The sequence below is a fragment of the Nocardia sp. NPDC051833 genome (assembly GCF_040681225.1).
Classification (GTDB): domain Bacteria; phylum Actinomycetota; class Actinomycetes; order Mycobacteriales; family Mycobacteriaceae; genus Nocardia.
This window is the reverse complement of the sequence record NZ_JBFAYK010000004.1, coordinates 46,034-66,546: the sequence shown is the minus strand read 5'-3', so window position 1 is coordinate 66,546 and position 20,513 is coordinate 46,034. Positions and strand designations below refer to the sequence as shown.

Sequence of the window (20,513 nt, the reverse complement as noted above, 5' to 3'; positions counted from 1 at the left end):
TACTCAGATAACGTGATTATCTGAGTGTTGACGAAAGGCCGCGAAATGCGCGAGGAAAAAGTCACCTTCTGCCGGATCTGTGAGCCGTTCTGCGGCATGATCGCGACAATCGAGAACGACAAGCTGGTCGGGCTGCGACCGGACCGGGACCACCCGCTGTCGAAGGGATTCGCCTGCCCGAAGGGCATGGCCTACCCGCACGTCCAGAACGACCCCGACCGCGTGCGCTTTCCGCAGCGGCGGCGACCCGACGGCAGCTTCGAGCGCGTGAGCTGGGACGAGGCGATGACCGACATCGCGGCCCGCCTCCGTCACCTGCGCACGGAGTACGGCGGGCACACCATCGCGAGCTACATGGGCAACCCGGCGGCGCTGAACTACTCGGGAGCGCTGTGGGGTCAGGTCGCCTTGAAGGCCTTCGGCGTCACGAAGTTCTACTCCGCGGGCTCGCAGGACACCAACAGCCGGCTGGTCGCGAACTACCTGCTCTTCGGCAACCTGCTGCTGCAGCCACTGCCGGACCTCGACCACACCGAACTACTCGTGATCCTCGGGGCCAACCCGGTGGTCTCCCATCTCAGTCTGGCCAGCGTGCCCCGGGTGTCGGACAAGCTGCACGCGATCACCGGTCGGGGCGGTCGCGTGTTGGTGATCGACCCGCGCCGCACCGAGACCGCGCGCGAGTTCGAGTGGCTGCCGGTCGTGCCGGACGCCGACGCCTGGCTGCTGCTGTCGCTGGTCCACGTCCTGTTCGAGGAGGGGTTGGTCCCGAACCGGGTCCGCGAGATCGCGACGGGGGTGGACGCCATGCGGGCGCTCGCGGCGCCGCACACCCCCGAGGTGACGCACGCGCACACCGGCATCGACCCCGAGCAGGTCCGCTCGCTGGCCCGTCAGTTGGTCGCCCGGAAATCGGTCGTCTACGGGCGGCTCGGCGCCTGCCTCGGGTCCTCGGCCACGCTGGTCAACTTCCTGATCGACACCGTCAACCTGCTGGCGGGCAACCTCGATGTGCGCGGTGGCGTGGTCTTCGGGCAGTCGCCGCTGCGGCTGGTCGAGCTGGCGGCGCGGGCGGGGATGGGCAGCGACTACCAGCCGGGAGATCCGGACACCGGACGGCTTCCCGTGGTCATGGGGATGTATCCCGCCGCGCCGATGGCCCGCGAGATGACCGTCGACGGTCCCGATCAGGTCCGCGCCCTGATCGTCCAGGGCGGCAACCCGGTCCTGTCCACACCGGCGGCGGCCGATCTGGCGACGGCGATGCAGGGGCTGGACCTGGTGGTTTCGCTCGACCTGTACGTCAACGAGACCAATCAGTACGCCGACTACATCCTGCCGTGCACGGCGATGTACGAGCGGGAGGACCACGCGCTGTTCTCCGGTGCGCACTATCTGCAGCCGTTCCTGCAGGTCACCGACGCGGTCGTCCCCGCGCCCGGCGAATGCCGAGAGGAGTGGGTCATCCTGCAGGAGCTGATGGAGCGCGTCGGCGTCGGGCCGGCGCCGCACTGGTTGGTCGCGGTCACCAGCCGGGTCGGCCGGCTGCTCCGGATGCAGCCCACCCCGCGCCGGATCCTCGACACGCTGATCCGGCTGGGCACCGTCGGTGATCGGTTCGGCCTCCGTCCCGGTGGGCTCACCTTCGCCGAACTGCTGCGCAGGCATCCACACGGCCTCGTCGTCGCCGAGCAGGTCGAGGTGGGCAGGCTGCGCGAGGTCGTGCAGCACAAGAATCACCGGGTCGCGCTCGACCATGCCGAGATCCGCGCCGAAGTCGCGCGGCTGGCGGCCCGCGAACCGGCCGCCGACTTCCCGCTGCGACTGATCGGACAGCGGGAGCCCCGCTCGGAGAACTCCTGGATGCACAATGTGGCCACGCTGCGGGCGGCGCGCGATCCGCACGCCGCGCGGATGCACCCGGCCGATGTGGTCGAGCTCGGCTTGACGCACCGCGGCCGGGTCCGGCTCGTGTCCAAGGCCGGGGCGATCGAACTGCCGGTCCTGGCGACCGAGGACATCAGCCGCGGCGTGGTGGCCGTGCCGCACGGCTGGGGTCACGGCGGCCGGGGGTCGTGGCGGCGCGCGAACGCGGAGGGCGGGGTGAACGTCAACGAGCTGGCCTCGACGGATCCGGCCGATCTCGACCCCCTGGCCGGAATGTCGCACCTCACCGGCATTCCGGTGCGGGCCGAGCGGGTGGGAGCCTGACGTGGCGTACGTGATCGGTCCGGCCTGTGTCGCCGACTATTCCTGCCTCGAGGTCTGTCCGGCGGACTGCATCCGGCCCCGCCCGGACGACCCCGGGTTCGACTCCGCCGAGCAGCTCTACATCGATCCCCGGTCGTGCATCGACTGCGAGGCGTGCGTGTCGGCGTGCCCCGTCGGCGCCGTGCACGAGGCGACCCGCCTGCCCACCGAGATCTCCGGCTACGCCGAGCACAATGCCGCCTGGTTCGAGGAGACCGCATGAAGCCGCTGCGTGTCGCCGTCGTCGGGGCCGGTCCGTCCGGGCTCTACGCCGCGGGCCACCTGCTCGAGGGCCCCGGTGGGACGTACCTCGACGGTCGCCTCACCACACTGCACACCCGGGCCGTCGAAGTCGACGTCTTCGACCGGCTGCCGACCCAGTGGGGACTGGTCCGGCACGGTGTCGCGCCGGACCATCCCGACAAGAAGCAGGTCGCCACGGTCTTCGAGCAGATCGCGGCGCGTCCCGGCTTCCGGTTCTTCGGCAATGTCGAGGTCGGTCGCGACGTGCAGACCGAGGAGCTCTCGGAGTGGTACGACGCCGTCGTCTACGCCGTCGGCGCGACGGGTGACGCCACCCTGGGCATCCCCGGCGAGGATCTGCCGGGCTGCCTGGCCGCTCGCGCCATCGTGGCCTGGTACAACGGCCACCCCGACTACCGGACGGCCCCGATCGACCTGTCCGGCGAGCGGGCGGTCGTGATCGGGAACGGCAACGTGGCCATGGATGTCGCGCGGCTGCTCACCACTCCGATCGACACCCTGGCACGGACCGACATCGCCGATCACGCGCTCGACGCCCTGCGGGCGAGCCGGGTGCGGGAAGTCGTCGTGCTCGGCCGCCGGGGCAGACAGCACGGCGCGTTCAACAACCCCGAGCTCGAAGAACTGGGGCACCTGCCCGGCGTCGACCTGGCCGTCGTGCACGGCGAGCCGGCGGACTCCGCCGATCTCGACCCGTCGAGCGCGCGCAAGCTTCGCACGCTGCACGACTACGCGACCCGGCCGTCGACCGGTGCCGCGCGCCGCATCGTCCTGCGTTTCCAGACCTCGCCCCTGGAGGTCCTCGGCACGGAGGCCGTGCGCGGCCTGCGGGTCCGGGGCCCGGACGGTGACGAAGTGCTCGACGCGGGCCTGGTGCTGCGCGCGATCGGCTACTTCGGGACGCCGACGCCCGGCCTGCCGTTCGACCACGATCGCGGCGTCATCCCGCACACGGACGGCCGGATCACCGACGTCCCGGGCAGTTACGTCACCGGCTGGATCAAGCGGGGACCGCGCGGGATCATCGGCACGAACAAGAAGTGCGCGCGCGACACGGTCCGTTCGCTGCTGGCCGACGCGGACGCGGGCGCGCTCCGCGCCGGGACCCACACCGGCGAGGAGGTGGAGCGGGCGCTGCGCGAACGTCAGCCCGCGCTGGTCGACCAGGCCGGCTGGCTGGCCATCGACCACCACGAGCGCGCCGCGGGCCTCGCCGCCGGGAGGCCACGGGTCAAGGTCACCGACCTCGCCGGGCAACTCGCGCACGGCGTGCGCTGATCCGGTCCGGCGGACGGCCGGTCAGTCGAGGCAGAACTCGTTGCCTTCGGGATCGGCCATGACGATGAAACCGAAGCTCATCGGGGGCTCGGGTTCGAAGCGGCGCAGCCGGGTCGCGCCGAGGGCGACCAGTCGCGTGCATTCGGCTTCCAGGGCGGTCATCCGCTCGTCGCCCTGGAGGCCGGGGGCAACGCGGACGTCGAGGTGGACGCGGTTCTTGGCGACCTTGCCCTCCGGCACCTGCTGGAAGAACACGCGCGGGCCATCCCCCGCCGGGTCTTCGATGGCCGAGCGGGTGTTGCGCTGATCCGCCGGAACGCCGAGCCGGGCGAGGAATTCGTCCCAGGCGGCCAGCGGGTCGGCGCCGTCCGCCAGCTCGACCCCGGGCGGGCCGGGATGCACATAGCCGAGCACCTCACGCCAGAAGGTCGACAGCGCCTTCGGATCGGCGGCGTCGAAGGTGACCTGGAATTGGCGGCTCATCGCGATTGCTTCCTTTCGTCGGTTCAGCGGATGGTCCCAGTCGAGGTCGACTGCGTCCCTGCGGACACTCTCGCACCAATAGCGGACAGATCAGGTCCGCTATCTCTGGCACGCTGAGAAACGTGAACACCGACAGCGCGGAACGCGGCCAGACCGAGCGGGTCCTCACGCTGCTCGGGCTCCTGCAACAGCGGCAGGTGTGGACCGGTCCCGAGCTGGCCGAACGGCTCGGGATCACCACCCGCACGGTCCGCCGCGATGTCGACCGGCTGCGCGCTCTCGGCTATCCGGTCCAGGCCGGTCATGGGGTCGGCGGCGGCTACCGGCTCGGCCCCGGTCAGGAGCTGCCGCCGCTGCTGCTCGACGATCAGGAGGCGATCGCCACCGCGGTCTCGCTGCTGGTCGGCGCGGGCGGGGCGGTCACCGGCGACGGCGCGCTGCGGGCACTGACCAAGCTCGACCGGGTGCTGCCGACCCGGCTCCGGCACGAGGTGCGCGCGCTGACCGGCTCGGTGGAGTCGTTCGGCACCGGGCACACGCCGGTCGACCCGGACGCGCTGATCACCCTGGCCAGGGCCTGTCGGGACGAGGTCGAGGCGGGGTTCGGCTATCCGTCCGCCGGCGCGACGCGACGCAGGCGGGTCGAGCCCTATCGCCTGGTCGCCTCGGATCGGCGCTGGTATCTGTTCGCCTACGATCTCGACCGCGCCGACTGGCGCAGCTTCCGCGTCGACCGGATGACCGAGGTCGCCGCGCGCACCTGGCGGTTCCGGCCGCGGCCCGCACCCGACGCGGCGACCTACGTGCAGGAGGGCGTGGCGAGCCGGGTCTATCCGAAGCAGGCGCGCTTCCTCGTGCACGCGGACGCCGACACCGTCCGCGCCCAGCTCCCCGGCTCGACCGCCGTGGTCCGGGAGCGCGACCGGACGTCGTGCGAAATCCTCAGCGGTGCAGCCGATCTCGACATCCTGCTGGTGCGGATCCTGCTGCTCGGCCACGACTTCGCGGTGCTCGATCCCCCGGAGCTGGCGGCGCGCTGCCAGGCGCTGGCGGACCGGCTGCGGGCGGCGGGCACCGCGATCCCGGACGGGGCTTGACCTTGACCCTGCGTCAGGGTTGGAGGGTGGTCGCATGACGAACATCAGCAATCACGCCCCGCCGATCGGCGGGTTCCAGGAGATCGACGGCCGACGCCTCTTCGTGTTCCGGTGCGGTACCGGTGGGCCCGCGGTCGTCTTCCTGCCGGGCGCGAGCGCCGTCGGCCTGGACTATTTCGGTGTCCAGCAGCAGGTTTCGCAGTTCACCACCGCCGTCGTGTACGACCGTGGCGGCACCGGGTACAGCGACCCGCTGCCCCTACCACGCACCGCAGCCGAGGTCGCCATCGAGCTGCGAGAACTGTTGCGGGCCAGCAACATTCCCGGACCCTACGTGCTGGCGGCCCACTCTCTCGGCGGGTTCTACGCGCATAGGTTCGCGCAGTTGTACTCGGGCGAGGTCGCGGGGCTGGTCTGGCTCGACGCCCTGCACCGCGATTGGGACGACCACGTGCCGCCCGAGGCGCGCCTGGCCGCGACCGAGCGGCTCGGTCCCGACCTCGCCCAGCTCGCCGAGCTGCGGCCCGCCATGCGCGCGATGCGGGCCGAGCTGCTCACCGGCTATCCGGCCGCGATCAGCGACGCGCTGCTCGACGCCAAGGGCAGCGACGCCTGGCTGCGCACCGGGATGGCCGAACGCCGCACTCTCGTACCGCTCGCCACCGAATTGCGGAGCGGGCCGGGGATTCCGGACGTGCCGGTGGTCGCGCTGACCGTGGTCTCCGACGACCCGGCCCAGCGCGACCTCGACGCCGCCAAGACGCGGATGGACGCGGCCCTGGTCGGCGCCGTCTCGCACGGCGAGCAGCGCGTGCTCACCGATACCTTCCACCACCGGCTCTGTTTCGACCGGCCGGATGCGGTGGTCCGGGCGATCCGGGACGTCGTCGACCGGGCGGCCCGCCCCTAGACTCGGCGGCGACGATGTTCGACGACCCGAGGGGACCGGTGCTCACGATCGGCCAGCTCGCGGCGACGGCCGGGGTGACCGTGCGCGCCGTGCGCCACTACCACCACGTCGGCCTGCTGCCCGAGCCGGAGCGCGACGCCTCGGGGTATCGCCGCTACGGCGCGCAGGCGGCGGTGGACCTCATCCGGATCCGCACCCTCGCCGACGCCGGGGTGCCGCTGTCGCGCATCGACGCCCTGCTGCACGCCGAGCCCGCCGAGTTCGCCGCCGCCGTCACCGCCATCGACGACGAGCTCCGGCGCCGGATCGACCAGCTCACCGACTACCGCCGCCGGATCGCGGCGCTCGACAGCGGCGAGAGCCTGGTGCTCCCCGCCGAGGTGGTCGCGCTGCTGGACCGGATGCGCGCGCTCGGCATCGGCGAGCGCCGGATCCGGCTCGAACGCGACGCCTGGATCCTGTTGCGGGCCATCGACCCGCGCGCCCTCCCCCGCCGCGTGCGCGAGAAGAACGCCGACTTCGACGACCCGGCGACGACCCGGGTGTTCCTGGCCTGTGATCGATCCGTCGACTGGGACCCGAACGACCCACGCCTCGACCAGCTCATCGACGAGCTGGACGCCTGGGAGATCGCGCACGAGAGCGATACCGGCCGCCCGGCGAACCGCCTCGTCACCGCCCACATCGCCGAGGCGTCCCCAGCCTGGCAACGCATCGTCGAAACGCTCGCCCACCGGGCCGAGCAGCGTCGGACTTCGCTGCGCGACAGCTGAACCGTGCACGGTCGGGCCAGGATCGGCGACTACCCGCGAGCGGGCGGACAACACAGGGAGTGCGGCGGTACCGTCCGGCCTCACTCCCCGGCGCCCGCCGGAACCGGCGACAGTGGGCCGACGACACCAGCGGTGCGGCGGCCGTCCGGGCTCAGCCGCCGGGACCGGCCGGGACCAGCAGCACCGGGCGATGAGCGTGGTGGACGAGATGGGCGGAGACCGACGCGCCGAGCAGGCGCTCGACGAGCGACTGCAGTCCGTGCCGGGGCGCGCCGATCACGATCATCGACGCGTCGTAGGTCTCGGCGAGGGCGTCCAGCAGGTGCGCTGGGTTGCCGCGGCGCGCGTAGTAGGTCCAGTTGCCCGGCAGTTCGGCGAGCCGGGCGCATGCGGCGGCGCGTTCCCGCTCGACCGTTTCGGTGACGGCCCGCTCCCAGTCGGCCGCGTCGGGGTCGTCGGGCAGATCGTCGGCGTCGATGACGTGGACGACGTGCAGGTGAGCGTCGAGCCTGGCGGCCGGTATCCGCGCCGGACGGGGGTACCGCCAGACCCTCCATCCGGCGCGGCAGCCGTCTTAACCTGGAGGGATGGAGTTCGCCGAGGACATCAAGGAGTTCCTGACGACCCGCCGCGCCAAGATCGTGCCGGGCCAGGTCGGGCTGCCGACCAGCGGGCGACGCCGGGTCGCCGGGTTGCGCAGGGAGGAAGTCGCGCTGCTGGCGGGGGTGAGCGCGGAGTACTACATCCGGATCGAGCGCGGGCGCGTGGACGGAGTCTCCGACGACGTGTTGCACGCGATCGCCACCGCGTTGCGGCTCGACGAGGCCGAGACCGAGCACCTGTTCGATCTCGCCCGCGCCGCCACCACCCGGCCGGGGCGCAGGCGCGGCCAGGCGCCGAAACGCGAGCAGGTGCCCGAGGGGATTCTGGCCCTGATGCATTCGATGACCGCGCCCGCGGTCGTGCAGAACGGCCGCCTCGATCTGCTCGGCGCCAACACACTCGGCCGCGTCCTGTACGGGCCGGTGTACGAACGGCAGACCGGCACCCCGAATCTCGCGCGGTTCCTGTTCCTCGACCCGCGCGCGGGCGAGGTCTTCCCGGAGTGGGAACGCGCCATCGACGAGGTGGTCGCGCTGCTGCGGGTGGAGACGACGCGGGCGCCGCAGTCGACCGCGCTGACCGGGCTGATCGGCGAACTGGCCACCCGCAGTACCGAATTCCGCACCCGCTGGGCCGCTCATGATGTGCGGGTTCATCGCCGGGGCACCAAGACGTTCCGGCATCCCGCCGTCGGCACGCTGCCACTGCGCTACGAGGCGCTCGAGATCGGCGGCACGGCGGGCCTGACCCTGATGGGTTTCACTGCGGTACCCGGCTCCACCGCCGACGAGGCGCTGCGGCTGCTGTCGAGCTGGGCGGCCACCGAGCAGACGGCCGCGACCACACCGGTGTCCCCGGCGATCGACGAGTAAGCCCTTCGACGACGCGAAAACAGCGCAGCGGCGGAGGATTCCGCCGCTGCGCTGTTCCGGTGTGCGCTCAGTTCCGCGCGGCCAGGTTCTCCTGGAAGAACGGCGTCGCCTCGGTGACGGCCCGCTCGACGTACTTCGGCACGTCGTAGAAGTCCATGTGCGTCGCGCCGTCGACGACGACGAACCGCTTGGGACTGCGCACCCGCGAGTACAGACCCGCCGAGGCCCACAGCGAGCCCGCCTCGCTGCCCGCGATGATCAGGACCGGCTGCGTGAGCAGGTCCTCCACCAGGTGGAACGCGTCGAAGCCGAAGATCTTCGAGATGCTCTTGGTGAACAGCTTCTTGTTCTGCGCGTTGGGGTGCTGCGCGCGCGGGGTCAGGTAGTAGTCGCTCGCCTCGACCAGGTCACGCGGGGTGTTCTCGTCCGGCTGCGCGGGCACGTACGGGATGTAGGCGGGTTCGGCGCCCTGCGCCTCGGCGGTGCGCTGCCCGGCGACGGCGTCCAGGGTCGGCACCGCGGCGGAATCGGGGTCGGTGCCCAGCCAGCCTCGGCGGTAGGACGAGCCGATGTCGATGCCGCTGACGGTGGCCAGCGCCTTGATCCGGTGGTCGGTCTTGGTCGCGGCGACGGAGTAGCCGCCACCGGCGCAGATGCCGAACACGCCGACGCGCTCGGCGTCGATGTAGCCCAGCGACTGCAGGTAGTCGACCGCGGCGCGGACGTCCTCGACGCGGGCGCCCGGGTCCTCCAGGAAGTGCGGTTCGCCGCCGCTCTCGCCCTGATGCGACGCGTCGTAAGCCAGTGCGACGAAGCCCTGCTCGGCGAACTTGCTCGCGTAGAGCCCCGCGGTCTGTTCCTTCACGCCGCCACCCGGATGCACCGTGATGATCGCGGCGTAGCTGCCGGCCGGGTCGAAATCGGCGGGCAGGTGCAGGTTGCCCGCGATATCGATCGGCCCACTGGGGAACTTGACGGATTCCATGAAAACTCCCTGCTCGAGACGGTGCTCGACCGGTCGGTGCGAGCCTCGATCTCTACTCTGCTGCGCCGCGGGAGAGCGCGGGAGAGCCGGTTTATAGGGGGTACCGGCGGTTCCCCCCACCCGTGCGGATTGACGCCCCAGAAAGAGTGAGTGTACAGTCACTCACATGAGCAAGAGCGGAGCCACCCTCTCCAAGTCGGACGTGCGGCGCGATGCCGTGGTCGACGCCGCGATCGTCGAGTTCGCCAGGACCGGCTATCACGGCACGCCGATCAGCACGGTGGCGGCGACGGCTCAGATCTCGCCGGCGTACGTGTTCAAGCTGTTTCCCGGCAAGGTCGCCCTGTTCGTCGCGGCGCTCGAGCGGTGCTTCGACCGGATCGTGGCGGCCATGTCGAGCGGTGCGGCCAGGTCCACCGGCGAGAGCCCCGAACAGATCCTCTACGACATGGGCGGCGCCTATGCCGAGCTCATCGGCGACAAGAGCCTGCTCATGCTGCAAGTACACGCCCAATCCGTCGCGGACGTGCCGGAGATCGGCGCGGCCCTGCGCGACGGGCTGGCCCGGGTGACCGAGCTGGCCAAACAGCGCTCGGGCGCCGCGGACGAATTCGTCCAGCGCTTCATCGCCTTCGGCCAGCTCTGCCACCTGATCACCACCCTCGGCCTCGACGGCGACAACAGCGCCTGGGCGCAGATCGTCACCGCGGGCATCCGCCACCCGAAACCGCACTGACCGACCATGCCCCTCGCGGGGCATTTTTTCGACCCATCGAGTGATTGACCAGTCACACACTAGGAGTGTCGCCATGTCCACCACCGCCACCGAAATCGTCCTGCCCGGCCGCGTCGAACCCGCGGGCCTGCTGATCACCCGGCGTGAACTGCCCGCGCCCGCCGCCGGACAGGCGCTCGTCCGTGTCGAGGCCAGCGGCGTCTCCTTCGCCGAGCAGCAGATGCGGCGCGGCAAGTACTACGACCAGCCGCCGTTCCCGTTCGTGCCGGGCTACGACCTGGTCGGGACCGTCACCACGGTCGGGGCCGACGTCGACCCGGCCCTGGTCGGCACGCGGGTCGCCGCGCTCACCAAGATCGGCGGCTGGGCCAGCCACGCCGTGCTCGACGCGGCCGACCTGGTGCCGGTACCGGCCGCGCTCGACGCCGCCGAGGCCGAGACCTTCGTCGTCAACGGGATCACCGCCTGGCAGATGCTCTTCCGGACCGCGAAGGTCCGCGCGGGGCAGACGATTCTGGTGCTCGGCGCCAACGGCGGCGTCGGCTCGACTCTCGTGCAGCTGGCCCGCGCCAACGGAATCCACGTCATCGGGACCGCCTCGGCCCGCCATGCCGACGCGGTGCGCGCCCTCGGCGCGACCTGGGTGGACTACCGCGGCGAGGTCGCGCGGCAGGTGCGGGCACTCGCCCCCGGCGGGGTGGACGCCGTCTTCGACCATGTCGGCGGACCCGGGATCGCCGACTCGTTCGCACTGCTCGCGCCGCACGGCACGCTGGTCTCCTACGGCACCGCGGCCACCAAGAACGACGAGGGCGACTCCCGGCTGCCGGTGCTGAAGCTGTTCGCCCGGCTGCTGCTGTGGAACGCGTTGCCCAACAAGCGCAACGCGCACTTCTTCAATCTCTGGGCGGGCAAGCGGAACCACGCCGGCTTCCGCGCCCGCATCGCCGCGGACCTGGGACAGGTCTTCGCGCTCGCCGTCCGCGGCGACCTGCGCGCCCAGGTCGCCGCCCGCATCCCGCTCACCGAGGCCGCCCGTGCCATGGAACTCGCCGAGTCCCGCACGGTCGTCGGCAAAGTCGTCGTCGTCGCCTGATCCGTTCCACCCCGCACCCAGGAGATCTGTGATGTCCCAGCCCGTTTCGTCCGCCGAAGCCCGACCGTCCACCCTGCGCGTCCTGCTCGACAACCGGCCGTCCTACCTGAGTTTCGGGCTGGCCTGGCTGCTCGGCCACGGCGCCTACGCCATGTCCCACGGCGCCGATCCGCTGCTGCGGTTGCCCGCGGCCGTGCCGACCGCGCTGCTGATCGCGGGGCTGCTGATCGCGATGGTGATCACCAGCGTCGTGACGATGCGGGCCCAGCGTGGCGCCACCGGCGCCGACGCCGTCGTCGGCAACCTGCTCGCGGTGTCCTGGCTGGTCGGATTCGGCGCACTGTTCCTCGTGATCACCGCGCTGAGTTCGGCACTGGCCCAAGATGATCTGAAGATGCTGCTCTGGCCGACCGGTTCCGGCCTGATCGTCGGCCTGCTCTACCTCGCGGGCGGCGCCGCCTACCGTGACGTCCTGCAATACGCGCTCGGCGCCTGGCTGGCCCTGACCTCGACGGCCGCCCTGTTCCTCGACGGCGCGAGCCCGTACTGGGTGCTGGCCCTCGCGGGCGGCGGCAGCTATCTGGTCGCCGCCGCCGTCGAACCCCGGCGACGGGCCCTGGCCGCCTGACGTTTTCGCCCCGATTGCCCGCCCGGACCCGCCGGGCGGGCAATCGGTGGTTCAGCCCGCGGCGGCCTGCTCGACGACCTCGGCGACGACCTGCGGCTGCGCGACCAGGGACGCGTGCGACGCGGGGATCTCGCTGGTCCTCGCCCCGATCCGGTCGGCCATGAAGCGCTGGGACGCGGGCGGGATGACCCGGTCCTCGCCCGAGACCAGGTACCAGCTCGGCAGGTGCCGCCAGGCGGCGGGCCCGGACAGCTCGAGATTGGCGGCGACGGCGATCGAGCGCTGATGGGCGATCATGTCGGCGGCGGTCGCGTCGTCGACGTCCTGGGCGAACACCCGGTGGAACGACGCGGGATCGACATAGCCGTCGAGGCTCTTGCCCGCGAGGCCCTGCGGGTCGTCGACCAGTGCGAGTTGCAGGACCGGGGGCAGCAGCTGGCTGCCGGGGAAGCGGATCGGGTCGAGCAGGAGCTGGGTCGGCTCGCCCTGCGTCGGGGCGAAGGCCGCGATGTAGACCAGGGCGGTCACGTCGGGATCGTCGACATTGGTGATCACCGCGCCGCCGTAGGAGTGGCCGACCAGCACGATCGGCCCGTCGATACCGGCGATGGCGCGTTCGACGGCCGCCGCGTCGTTGGCCGGGCCGCGCAGCGGGTTGTCCGGCACGACCACGCGATAGCCGTCGGCGCGCAGGGCGGCGGCGACACCGTCCCAGCTGGTGGTGTCGGCGAACGCGCCGTGCACCAGCACCACGGTCGGGCTCTCGGCGGCCAGGGCGGGCGCGGCGGTGAGCACGCAGGCGCTCAGCCCGGCGGCCAGCGCGAGGGCCGTGCTCGGTCGGATTCTGCTCATGATCGGTCTACCTCTCCCGGCGATCTCGGATTCAGATGACGTGCGGCGCGGATCCAGGCGACATGGCGACATCACGGGTCCCGGCCGTGACCGGAACGCCCGTCGGCGATCGCCCACCGCCCAGTATCGTCCGGCGCCGACAGCCCCTGCGCGGCGGACCACATCGAGGGACTCTCGTGTCCACCATCACCGCTCCGGCAACATCTGGCAAACGATCCGCGTGATTCGATTGACCCCCGATCGACCCGAGCTGACCATGGACTCATGGCCACCGATGAAGCTCAACAGATCGACGAAGTCGTCGTCCGCCTCACGCAGCGATATCCCAGCATCGCCCCCGAGTTCATCTCCGACACCGTCCACACGGCCTACGACCGGTTCGCCGACGTGCACGTCCGCGACTTCGTCCCGCTCCTGGTCGAGCGCCGCGCCAGCCGCAGCCTGTCGACCCCGCCCACCTGAGCCGATGAGTGACTTCGGTCCCCCGCGAAAGTGCGCAAAGCCCGTTTCGGCCGTCCGGATCCCGGACCAGGCTGGATGACATGACCGAGCAAACGGTTCCCCCGATCCCCGACCACCCCACGGTGCGCGCGGCGATCCGGCTCGGGTGCCGGGCGCCGTCGGTGCACAACACCCAGCCGTGGCGCTGGGTCTTCGACGGCACCGCGCTGGAGCTGTGGCGCGACCCCACCCGCGTGCTCACCGAGGCCGACCCGACCGGACGGCAGGCCGTGATCAGCTGCGGTGCCGCGCTGCACCATGTGCGGACCGCGTTCGCCGCCGCCCACTGGCACACCGAGGTCACCCGGCTGCCCGATCCCGACCGCCCGGATCTGCTGGCCCGCATCGGGTTCGCGCCGTGGCCCGATCCGCCGATCGGCGAGCTGCGCCGCGCGGAGGCGATCGACCGCCGCTACACCGACCGGCTGCCGATGGCGGCCCCGATCGGCCTGCCCTCGGTGATGTCCACCGTCGGGGGACTCGTCGCGCCGCACGATCTCGACGTGGATGTGCTGCCGGAGGACGCGCGTCCCCGGTTGACCACCGCATCCGAGCAGGCCGACGCCCTGCGCACCTACGACATGCAATACCAGGCCGAACTGCGCTGGTGGGCGGGACATTCCGAGAAATCCGACGGCATCCCGCCGACCGCGCTCGCCTCGGAATCCGAGCGGGCCAGGGTGGGTGTCGCGCGCGCGTTCCCGGCACCGGGTCGCTCGGCGCGACGCGGCGAGCTCGACGACGATCACGCGCGCCTCGCCGTCCTGTCCACCGGTGCGGAAGCGACGCTGGACTGGCTGCGGGCGGGCGAGGCGCTCTCGGCGGTGCTGCTCGAGTGCACCGCGTCGGGCCTGTCGACCTGCGCGCTGACCCACATCACCGAACTCCCCGCGAACCGGCGCCAGCTGGCCGGCCTGGCCGGGCGGCCGGGTGCCCCGCAGGTCGTCATCCGGATCGGCATCGCCCCCGGCGACGAACAGCATCCGCCCACCCCGCGGCGGCCGCTGACCGAGGTGCTCACCGAGAAGTAGCGGTCAGGCGTCGGCCCGGAAGGCCTCGATCGCGGTGGGCAGGGTGGGAAACAGCAGGTCGGGACCGATACGCTCGGTGAGGCCGAACGCGTCCAGATCGTCGCGCAGATCCTGTTTGACCCGCGCCATCGCGAAAACCACCCCGCGAGAGGTCAATTCGTCGCGGACCTGGTCCACGGCGTCGAGCGCGGTGAGGTCGACCTCGACATTGGCTTCCGCGTTGAGCACGAACCAGCGCACCGGTTCACCACTGCGCTCGGCCCACCAGTCGACCGCGGCCAGCGCGCGCTTGCGGAAGTCCTCGGCATTGGCGAAACACAGCGGCGCGTCGTAGCGGTACACCACCAGTCCGGCCAGGGGTGTCGCCTCGGGGTAGTCGTCCACGTCGTGCATGCCGTCGAGACCGGGGACGAAGCCGAGGACGGCGTCGTGGCCGCGGGCGATCCGGCGCAGCAGGTCGAACACCGACAGCGCGATCGCGACGAGCACGCCGTAGAGGACGCCGAGCACCAGCACCGCGGCGACGGTGCCGAGCGCCAGGAACAGCTCGCTGCGCCGGAACCGGGCGATCCGGCGGAACTCGCGCACGTCGATCAGCCGCAGCGCCGCGTAGACGACCAGCGCGCCCAGCGCGGCCGAGGGGAATTGGGCCAGCAGCCCGGTGGCGCCGAAGAGCACGACCAGCACCGACACGAGGGTGACCAGGGCGTAGAGCTGAGTGCGCGCGCCCATCAGGTCGGCGATGGTGGTGCGGCTGCCGCTACAGCTCACCGGGAACCCGTGGGTGAACGCGGTGGCCACATTCGTCGCGCCGAGACCAGCCAGTTCGGCGTTGGCCTGCACGCGCTCGCCGTGCCGGGCGGCGAAGGCCCGCGCGGTCAGCGCGTTGTCGGAGAAGCCGACGACGGCGATGCCGACCGCGGGCAGCAGCAGGGCCACCACATCGTCGAACGCGATGGCGGGCAGCCCCGGCGCCGGCAGACCGGCGGGCACCTCCCCGACGACATCGATGCCGAAGCGCTGCAACGAGAACACCCCGACCGCCAGCGCCGCGGCCAGCACCGCGATGAGCGGGCCCGGCGCGCGTGGCGCCCACCGCGCCATGATCAGCAGGGCCGCCAGCACGGTACCGGCCAGGAGCGCGGTGGCCGGATGCCACTGCGCGAGGTTGGACACGAACGATCGCACCTGGTCCAGGACGGACTCCCCCTCGACCGGCACGCCGGTGACGGACTCCAGCTGACCCGCGATCATCAACCCGGCGGTGCCTGCCAGATACCCGACGAGGACCGGCCGGGACAGCAGATCGGCCAGTACCCCGAGCCGTGCCAGCGCCGCGACCAGGCACAGCACGCCGACCAGCAGCGCCAGCAGCGCGGCCAGCGCCGCGTAGCGGGACGGGTCGCCCGCGGCCAGCGGCGCCAGCGCGACCGCCGTCATCAGCGCGGTCGTCGACTCGGGGCCGACCGAGAGCTGTCGCGAGGTCGCCAGCAGCGCGTACACCGCCAGCGGCCCGATCGTGGCCCACAGCCCGACCACCGGCGGCAGCCCGGCGACCGTCGCGTACGCCATCACCTGGGGGATCAGATAGGCGGCGACGGTCACGCCCGCGACCACGTCCGAACGCAGCCACGCGCGCCGATAGTTCCGGAACTGCCGCAGACCGGGCAGTGCGCGCTCCAACACAGTGCGAACATTGTGCGCCGTCGCGGCCGCGCGCGGCGCCGACGTCACCGGATCGGGACGCGAGTCCCACTCCCGGAGGACCTTCGGCCCTGCCCCCGGCCACCCACCGGGGGCAGGCTCGAAGCATGATCGGCTACCTGCGATGTCCCCGGCCGGCGACGACGGCGGACAATGGAACGCGACGGTCGGTCTTCGAGAGAGGGTCAGCGATGATCACGGTGTTCCTGGTCGACGATCACGAGATCGTCCGGCGCGGCGTGGGTGACCTGATCGCGCTCGAATCCGATCTCGGGGTGGTCGGTGAGGCGGGTACCTGCGCGGAGGCGCTGGCCCGCATTCCCGCGCTGCGACCCGACGTCGTCGTGCTCGACGTGCGCCTGCCCGACGGCAACGGCATCGAGCTGTGCCGCGAACTGCTCTCGGCCGACCCGGCGCCGCGCTGCCTGATCCTCACCTCGTTCACCGACGAACAGGCCATGCTCGACGCGATCCTGGCCGGCGCCAGCGGCTACGTGGTCAAGGACATCCGCAGCCTGGAGCTGATCAACGCCGTGCGCGAGGTCGGCCACGGCAAATCGCTGCTGGACAACCGGGCCGCCGCCGCGCTGATGGCCAAGCTGCGCTCGGAGGCGGCGGAGAAGTCCGGACCGCTGGCGACGCTCACCGAGCAGGAGCGCACGCTGCTGTCGCTGCTCGGTGAGGGCCTGACCAATCGGCAGATCGCCGCGCGCATGTTCCTGGCCGAAAAGACGGTCAAGAACTACGTCTCCCGGCTGCTGACCAAACTCGGCGTCGAGCGTCGCACCCAAGCCGCCGTCATGGCCGCCGACCTGGACCGACCGCCACGCCCATGACGTCGGCCACGGCGCCCGCACCGTGGAAGAATGCCCGGCATGGACGACGATTCGGCGGCCGCGGGCCGGCCCCCGGTGACCGAGACCCTGTCCCAGCTGCGTCTGCGTGAACTGCTGACCGAGGTACAGGACCGGATCACCCAGATCGTCGACGTGCGCGACCGGATGGACCGGTTGATGGAGGCGATGCTCGTCGTCACGGCGGGCCTCGACCTGGACAACACCCTGCGCACCATCGTGCACACCGCGATCGAACTCGTCGACGCCAGCTACGGCGCGCTCGGCGTGCGCGAGACCGACAAGACCAGCAACCAGCTCGCCGAGTTCGTCTACGAGGGCATCGACGACCGCACCCGCGTGCTGATCGGCGACCTACCGCGCGGGCACGGCGTGCTCGGGCTGCTCATCGCCGAGCCGAAACCGATTCGGCTGACCAATCTTTCGGACCACCCGTCCTCGGTGGGGTTCCCCGACCGGCATCCGCCGATGCGCACGTTCCTCGGCGTTCCGGTACAGGTGCGCGGCGAGGTGTTCGGCAACCTCTATCTCACCGAGAAGGCCGACGGGCTCGAGTTCACCGAGGACGACGAGGTGGTGGTGCAGGCGCTGGCCGCCGCCGCCGGCATCGCGATCGAGAACGCCCGCCTCTACGAGCAGTCGCGGATCCGGCAGCAGTGGCTGGAGGCGATCCGGGATGTGGCCACCGAACTGCTGGCGGGCAGCCCGTCCGAGGACGTGCTCGAGCTGATCGCCGAACGTGGCCGCTCCCTGACGAATTCGGCGTGCACCTTCCTGGCCCTGCCCGAGGACCCCGATGTCCCGTCCGAGGAGATCACCGAGCTGAGGGTGGTCGCGGCGGCCGGTGCCGACGCCGGTGTCCTGGTCGGCCGGGCCATTCCGCTGACGGCGAGTTCGCCGGTGGCGGCGGCGTTCCGGTCGGGCCTGCCGGTCACCTCCGATGCCCCCGCCCACGATCCGGTCTTCGACTCGATCGCCGACTTCGGGCCGGCGCTCACCCTGCCGCTGCGGGCGAACGGCCTGGTCACCGGGGTCCTGACCACGGTGCTCCCGGCCGGGACCACCCCGCCCAGCGACGAGGACCAGGCGCTGATGACCACCTACGCCGACCAGGCGGCGGTGGCGCTGCAACTGGCCGCGACCCAGCGCCGGATGCGCGATCTGGACGTCTACGCCGACCGCGACCGGATCGCCCGTGGGCTGCACGATCACGTCATCCAGCGGCTGTTCGCGGTCGGCCTGTCGCTACAGGGCACGATGCAGCGGGTCCGGACGCCGGAGGTGCGGACCCGCCTGGACGAGACCATCGACGACATCCAGGCGATCGTGCAGGACATCCGGTACTCGATCTTCGACCTGCAGTCCAACACCACCACCGACTCCTCGCAGTACCGGAAACGGTTGCACCACATCATCACCGAGATGACCGCCGAGACCGGGCTGCGCACCACGGTCCGGCTGGCCGGGCCGGTCACCGTACTCGAGCCGCCGCTGTCCGATCACGTCGAGGCGGTGCTGCGCGAGGCGGTGAGCAATGTCGTGCGGCACGCGAAGGCGAACTCGGTGGCGGTGGAACTCGTGGTGCGCGACGAGGTGACGATCGAGGTCGCCGACGACGGCATCGGGATCGCGCCCGAGGTGACCCGGCGCAGCGGACTGGCCAATCTGGCCGCGCGGGCCGGGGCCGCCGGCGGCGTCTTCACCGCCACCGCGCGGCCCGAGGGCGGCACGCTGCTGCGCTGGTCGGCCCCGCTGGACTGAGGGACCAAAGTCCCTGCGGCCCAGGTCCTGCGGCCCTGTCCCGGCCCGGCGTCCGGGGCGCAGGGTGGACTCGAGAGAGAGGCCGTCATGTCCCTTCCCGAGTACCCCGGCCGCCCGGTCGTCGCCGGTGTCGACGGTTCGGCGCAGTCGCTGATCGCGGTGCGCTGGGCCGCCGAGTACGCCGTTCACCATGGAGCTCCACTCGAACTCGTCTACGCCGTCGAGATCCCGATCGACTACGGGCCGGGACTCAGCGGTCCGCTCTTCGACGGTGCTGCGCTGCACGCGCACGGCGAATCCGTGGTCGCGGAGGCGGCGGCGCTGGTCGCCACCGACCGGCTCACCGTCGGCACGGGCGTCGAGGTCGGGGACGCGCGCGCGGTGCTGCGGGACCGCAGCGAACGGGCCAGGTTGGTCGTCGTCGGCTGCCGGGGACTCGGCGCGTTGCGGCGCACGCTGCTCGGCTCGGTCAGCACCGCGATCGCCCGGCACGCCGCGTGCCAGGTCGCGGTGGTGCCGGAAGCACCGGCCACCGCTGGTGCGGTGGTCGTGGGTGTCGACGGTTCCGGGGTCAGCGCGGACGCGATCGCGGTCGCCTTCGACGAGGCGAGCAGGCGCGGGGTCCGGGTGATCGCGGTGCACGCCTGGTCGGAGTTCTTCCGCTACGAATCGCGGGCGACGATGCGGGCCGAGGCCGAGGCGGAGCTCTCGGCGAGCCTGGCGGGCTATCGCGAGAAGTATCCCGAGGTGTCGGTCGAGCGCATCGCCGTGGAGGACCGTCCCGCCCGAGCGATCCTCACCGCCGCCGCGGGCGCGCAGCTGATCGTGGTCGGCAGCCACGGCCGCGGCGGTTTCGCCGACGCCGCGCTCGGCTCGGTCGCCCAGGCCGTCCTCCACGGCACCACCTGCCCGCTGATCATCACCCGCCCGGAATCCCCGCGCTGATCGGGGTCACCGCGAGCCGGTGTGCGGCGGCGGCCGGTGTTCGTCCTGCGCCACCGCGCTGCCGAGGTCGGCGAGGAATGCCTTCCAGGTGTACAGCTCGACGCCGGCCCGGCGCGCCGCGTCGTGCGCGTCGGGGCCGAATCCCGTCGCCGCGGGGTTGCTCGACGCGATGGCGTCGATGGCGAGGGTGCGGTGTTCGGCAACCAGGCTGTGCACCTCCCCGGCGGTCAGCTCGTATTCCTTCGTGATCACGACCCGCCTGGTCCCGGCCGCGACGGCGCCGAGCACCACCTCGTAGGCCCGTTTCGCGATCCGCCCGAACCCCTCGACCCCCGCGTGGCGGGCCAAGCCGTTCTCGATGAAGATCCGCTCACTCGTGCGCGCGCTCGCCACGTCCGCGTGCCGCAGCGCGAACAGCAGGTCGCCGAGCGAGCCGAGGCCGATGCCCAGCACGTCGGCACGGTGATAGGTCTGATGGGCGATCGGACTCGACCGGGTGCCCACCACGAAGTCGACCTCCGGGATCTGCGCGCAGACCGCGTCCAGATCCGCGGCGGTGAACTCGGCCCCCGAACGCTCCAGGCACACCACGATCGCGGGCCCGCACGTCGGCGTCCGCTCGACGATCAGGACCTGCTCACCCTCGGGCCGTGTCCGGTAGGTGGCGCCCCTCGACTCTTCCACCTTCTCGGCGATCCACTCGCGGGTGTCCATTCGCTTCCCTCCCGGCCATGGCTCCCCTGCGCCCACCCCTCGATTGTATGGCGCGAAACATGTTGGTAATCAAAAGAACTCGATCGTTACCGATATTCGGGTTGCGGAATCCGGTAACCGGGGGTTTACTGGGCCCCGATCGGCGCCCGGCACCGCCGGGTGCGCGGGTTCACGCC

General features: G+C 71.6%; 21 protein-coding genes. 15 read left to right on the top strand and 6 right to left on the bottom strand.

Annotated elements, in window-relative coordinates:
* Positions 1–45 precede the first annotated feature (45 nt).
* Genes AB0L91_RS28615 through AB0L91_RS28605 form a run of 3 tightly spaced genes read left to right on the top strand, consistent with a single transcriptional unit; the run spans position 46 to position 3,792 of the window.
* Positions 46–2,211, top strand: a complete 2,166-nt coding sequence (locus tag AB0L91_RS28615; protein WP_365015417.1) for a molybdopterin-dependent oxidoreductase — start codon at positions 46–48, stop codon at positions 2,209–2,211.
* 1 nt (position 2,212) lies between these two features.
* Complete coding sequence (locus AB0L91_RS28610) at positions 2,213–2,473, top strand: ferredoxin family protein (RefSeq protein WP_365015416.1); 261 nt, start codon at positions 2,213–2,215, stop codon at positions 2,471–2,473.
* Complete coding sequence (locus tag AB0L91_RS28605; RefSeq protein ID WP_365015415.1) at positions 2,470–3,792, top strand: FAD-dependent oxidoreductase; 1,323 nt, start codon at positions 2,470–2,472, stop codon at positions 3,790–3,792. The genes AB0L91_RS28610 and AB0L91_RS28605 overlap by 4 nt, the downstream gene beginning before the upstream one ends.
* A 21-nt stretch (positions 3,793–3,813) precedes the next feature.
* Here AB0L91_RS28605 and AB0L91_RS28600 read toward each other — a convergent pair whose 3' ends face one another.
* Positions 3,814–4,275: a VOC family protein gene (locus AB0L91_RS28600; RefSeq protein WP_365015413.1), complete on the bottom strand. Its 462-nt coding sequence runs from the start codon at positions 4,273–4,275 to the stop codon at positions 3,814–3,816.
* 122 nt (positions 4,276–4,397) lie between these two features.
* Between AB0L91_RS28600 and AB0L91_RS28595 the strand changes: the two genes are divergently transcribed.
* From AB0L91_RS28595 to AB0L91_RS28585, 3 genes are read left to right on the top strand one after another with little or no spacing between them, the layout of a single operon-like run.
* Entirely contained in the window at positions 4,398–5,372 is a 975-nt protein-coding gene (locus AB0L91_RS28595) for a YafY family protein (protein ID WP_365015411.1), read from the top strand.
* A gap of 34 nt (positions 5,373–5,406) precedes the next feature.
* The gene (locus AB0L91_RS28590; protein ID WP_365015410.1) at positions 5,407–6,282 is read left to right on the top strand and encodes an alpha/beta hydrolase; all 876 of its coding nucleotides are present in this window, start codon (positions 5,407–5,409) and stop codon (positions 6,280–6,282) included.
* Positions 6,283–6,296: 14 nt separating this feature from the next.
* A complete protein-coding gene (locus AB0L91_RS28585; RefSeq protein ID WP_365015408.1) occupies positions 6,297–7,055 on the top strand; it encodes a MerR family transcriptional regulator in 759 nt (252 codons plus the stop codon).
* A gap of 151 nt (positions 7,056–7,206) precedes the next feature.
* Here the strand turns inward: AB0L91_RS28585 and AB0L91_RS28580 are convergent, their stop codons facing one another.
* Entirely contained in the window at positions 7,207–7,578 is a 372-nt protein-coding gene (locus tag AB0L91_RS28580; RefSeq protein WP_365015954.1) for a universal stress protein, read from the bottom strand.
* A 64-nt stretch (positions 7,579–7,642) separates the two neighbouring features.
* On the opposite strand from AB0L91_RS28580, the gene AB0L91_RS28575 reads away from it, so the two are divergent.
* Positions 7,643–8,530: a helix-turn-helix transcriptional regulator gene (locus AB0L91_RS28575; protein WP_365015406.1), complete on the top strand. Its 888-nt coding sequence runs from the start codon at positions 7,643–7,645 to the stop codon at positions 8,528–8,530.
* Positions 8,531–8,597: 67 nt separating this feature from the next.
* On the opposite strand, the gene AB0L91_RS28570 is transcribed toward AB0L91_RS28575, so the two are convergent.
* Positions 8,598–9,515 carry an alpha/beta hydrolase gene (locus AB0L91_RS28570; protein ID WP_365015405.1) on the bottom strand — a complete coding sequence of 306 codons (918 nt, stop codon included), beginning with the start codon at positions 9,513–9,515 and terminating at the stop codon, positions 8,598–8,600.
* 166 nt (positions 9,516–9,681) lie between these two features.
* Here AB0L91_RS28570 and AB0L91_RS28565 point away from each other — a divergent pair, with 166 nt between their 5' ends.
* The 3 genes from AB0L91_RS28565 to AB0L91_RS28555 all read left to right on the top strand — a co-directional run bounded on the left by AB0L91_RS28565 (position 9,682) and on the right by AB0L91_RS28555 (position 11,975).
* The gene (locus AB0L91_RS28565; RefSeq protein ID WP_357348378.1) at positions 9,682–10,251 is read left to right on the top strand and encodes a TetR/AcrR family transcriptional regulator; all 570 of its coding nucleotides are present in this window, start codon (positions 9,682–9,684) and stop codon (positions 10,249–10,251) included.
* 73 nt (positions 10,252–10,324) lie between these two features.
* Positions 10,325–11,347 carry a medium chain dehydrogenase/reductase family protein gene (locus AB0L91_RS28560; RefSeq protein ID WP_365015403.1) on the top strand — a complete coding sequence of 341 codons (1,023 nt, stop codon included), beginning with the start codon at positions 10,325–10,327 and terminating at the stop codon, positions 11,345–11,347.
* A gap of 31 nt (positions 11,348–11,378) precedes the next feature.
* Positions 11,379–11,975: an ABC transporter permease gene (locus AB0L91_RS28555; RefSeq protein ID WP_365015402.1), complete on the top strand. Its 597-nt coding sequence runs from the start codon at positions 11,379–11,381 to the stop codon at positions 11,973–11,975.
* 51 nt (positions 11,976–12,026) lie between these two features.
* Here the strand turns inward: AB0L91_RS28555 and AB0L91_RS28550 are convergent, their stop codons facing one another.
* Entirely contained in the window at positions 12,027–12,827 is an 801-nt protein-coding gene (locus AB0L91_RS28550) for an alpha/beta hydrolase (RefSeq protein ID WP_365015400.1), read from the bottom strand.
* 264 nt (positions 12,828–13,091) lie between these two features.
* Here AB0L91_RS28550 and AB0L91_RS28545 point away from each other — a divergent pair, with 264 nt between their 5' ends.
* Both AB0L91_RS28545 and AB0L91_RS28540 read left to right on the top strand, forming a co-directional pair.
* On the top strand, positions 13,092–13,289 hold the full coding sequence (locus AB0L91_RS28545) for a three-helix bundle dimerization domain-containing protein (protein WP_355276684.1): 198 nt from the start codon (positions 13,092–13,094) through the stop codon (positions 13,287–13,289).
* Positions 13,290–13,369: 80 nt separating this feature from the next.
* The gene (locus AB0L91_RS28540; protein WP_365015398.1) at positions 13,370–14,359 is read left to right on the top strand and encodes a hypothetical protein; all 990 of its coding nucleotides are present in this window, start codon (positions 13,370–13,372) and stop codon (positions 14,357–14,359) included.
* Between the two features lie 3 nt (positions 14,360–14,362).
* Here AB0L91_RS28540 and sulP read toward each other — a convergent pair whose 3' ends face one another.
* Positions 14,363–16,045, bottom strand: a complete 1,683-nt coding sequence (gene sulP / locus AB0L91_RS28535) for a sulfate permease (protein ID WP_365015396.1) — start codon at positions 16,043–16,045, stop codon at positions 14,363–14,365.
* Positions 16,046–16,254: 209 nt separating this feature from the next.
* On the opposite strand from sulP, the gene AB0L91_RS28530 reads away from it, so the two are divergent.
* From AB0L91_RS28530 to AB0L91_RS28520, 3 genes are all read left to right on the top strand, one after another.
* A complete protein-coding gene (locus tag AB0L91_RS28530) occupies positions 16,255–16,899 on the top strand; it encodes a response regulator transcription factor (protein ID WP_365015393.1) in 645 nt (214 codons plus the stop codon).
* A 39-nt stretch (positions 16,900–16,938) separates the two neighbouring features.
* Complete coding sequence (locus AB0L91_RS28525) at positions 16,939–18,678, top strand: GAF domain-containing protein (RefSeq protein WP_365015392.1); 1,740 nt, start codon at positions 16,939–16,941, stop codon at positions 18,676–18,678.
* An 87-nt stretch (positions 18,679–18,765) separates the two neighbouring features.
* The gene (locus AB0L91_RS28520) at positions 18,766–19,623 is read left to right on the top strand and encodes a universal stress protein (protein ID WP_357348392.1); all 858 of its coding nucleotides are present in this window, start codon (positions 18,766–18,768) and stop codon (positions 19,621–19,623) included.
* A gap of 6 nt (positions 19,624–19,629) precedes the next feature.
* On the opposite strand, the gene AB0L91_RS28515 is transcribed toward AB0L91_RS28520, so the two are convergent.
* The gene (locus AB0L91_RS28515; RefSeq protein ID WP_365015391.1) at positions 19,630–20,337 is read right to left on the bottom strand and encodes a hypothetical protein; all 708 of its coding nucleotides are present in this window, start codon (positions 20,335–20,337) and stop codon (positions 19,630–19,632) included.
* Between the last annotated feature and the right edge of the window lie 176 nt (positions 20,338–20,513).

Bases quoted from the DNA above. Each gene is read 5' to 3' on its own strand.
- AB0L91_RS28615 (WP_365015417.1), top strand. From the start codon at position 46: ATGCGCGAGGAAAAAGTCACCTTCTGCCGGATCTGTGAGCCGTTCTGC.
- AB0L91_RS28605 (WP_365015415.1), top strand. From the start codon at position 2,470: ATGAAGCCGCTGCGTGTCGCCGTCGTCGGGGCCGGTCCGTCCGGGCTC.
- AB0L91_RS28600 (WP_365015413.1), bottom strand. From the start codon at position 4,275: ATGAGCCGCCAATTCCAGGTCACCTTCGACGCCGCCGATCCGAAGGCG.
- AB0L91_RS28590 (WP_365015410.1), top strand. From the start codon at position 5,407: ATGACGAACATCAGCAATCACGCCCCGCCGATCGGCGGGTTCCAGGAG.
- AB0L91_RS28585 (WP_365015408.1), top strand. From the start codon at position 6,297: ATGTTCGACGACCCGAGGGGACCGGTGCTCACGATCGGCCAGCTCGCG.
- AB0L91_RS28575 (WP_365015406.1), top strand. From the start codon at position 7,643: ATGGAGTTCGCCGAGGACATCAAGGAGTTCCTGACGACCCGCCGCGCC.
- AB0L91_RS28570 (WP_365015405.1), bottom strand. From the start codon at position 9,515: ATGGAATCCGTCAAGTTCCCCAGTGGGCCGATCGATATCGCGGGCAAC.
- AB0L91_RS28565 (WP_357348378.1), top strand. From the start codon at position 9,682: ATGAGCAAGAGCGGAGCCACCCTCTCCAAGTCGGACGTGCGGCGCGAT.
- AB0L91_RS28560 (WP_365015403.1), top strand. From the start codon at position 10,325: ATGTCCACCACCGCCACCGAAATCGTCCTGCCCGGCCGCGTCGAACCC.
- AB0L91_RS28555 (WP_365015402.1), top strand. From the start codon at position 11,379: ATGTCCCAGCCCGTTTCGTCCGCCGAAGCCCGACCGTCCACCCTGCGC.
- AB0L91_RS28550 (WP_365015400.1), bottom strand. From the start codon at position 12,827: ATGAGCAGAATCCGACCGAGCACGGCCCTCGCGCTGGCCGCCGGGCTG.
- AB0L91_RS28545 (WP_355276684.1), top strand. From the start codon at position 13,092: ATGGCCACCGATGAAGCTCAACAGATCGACGAAGTCGTCGTCCGCCTC.
- AB0L91_RS28540 (WP_365015398.1), top strand. From the start codon at position 13,370: ATGACCGAGCAAACGGTTCCCCCGATCCCCGACCACCCCACGGTGCGC.
- AB0L91_RS28530 (WP_365015393.1), top strand. From the start codon at position 16,255: ATGATCACGGTGTTCCTGGTCGACGATCACGAGATCGTCCGGCGCGGC.
- AB0L91_RS28525 (WP_365015392.1), top strand. From the start codon at position 16,939: ATGGACGACGATTCGGCGGCCGCGGGCCGGCCCCCGGTGACCGAGACC.
- AB0L91_RS28520 (WP_357348392.1), top strand. From the start codon at position 18,766: ATGTCCCTTCCCGAGTACCCCGGCCGCCCGGTCGTCGCCGGTGTCGAC.
- AB0L91_RS28515 (WP_365015391.1), bottom strand. From the start codon at position 20,337: ATGGACACCCGCGAGTGGATCGCCGAGAAGGTGGAAGAGTCGAGGGGC.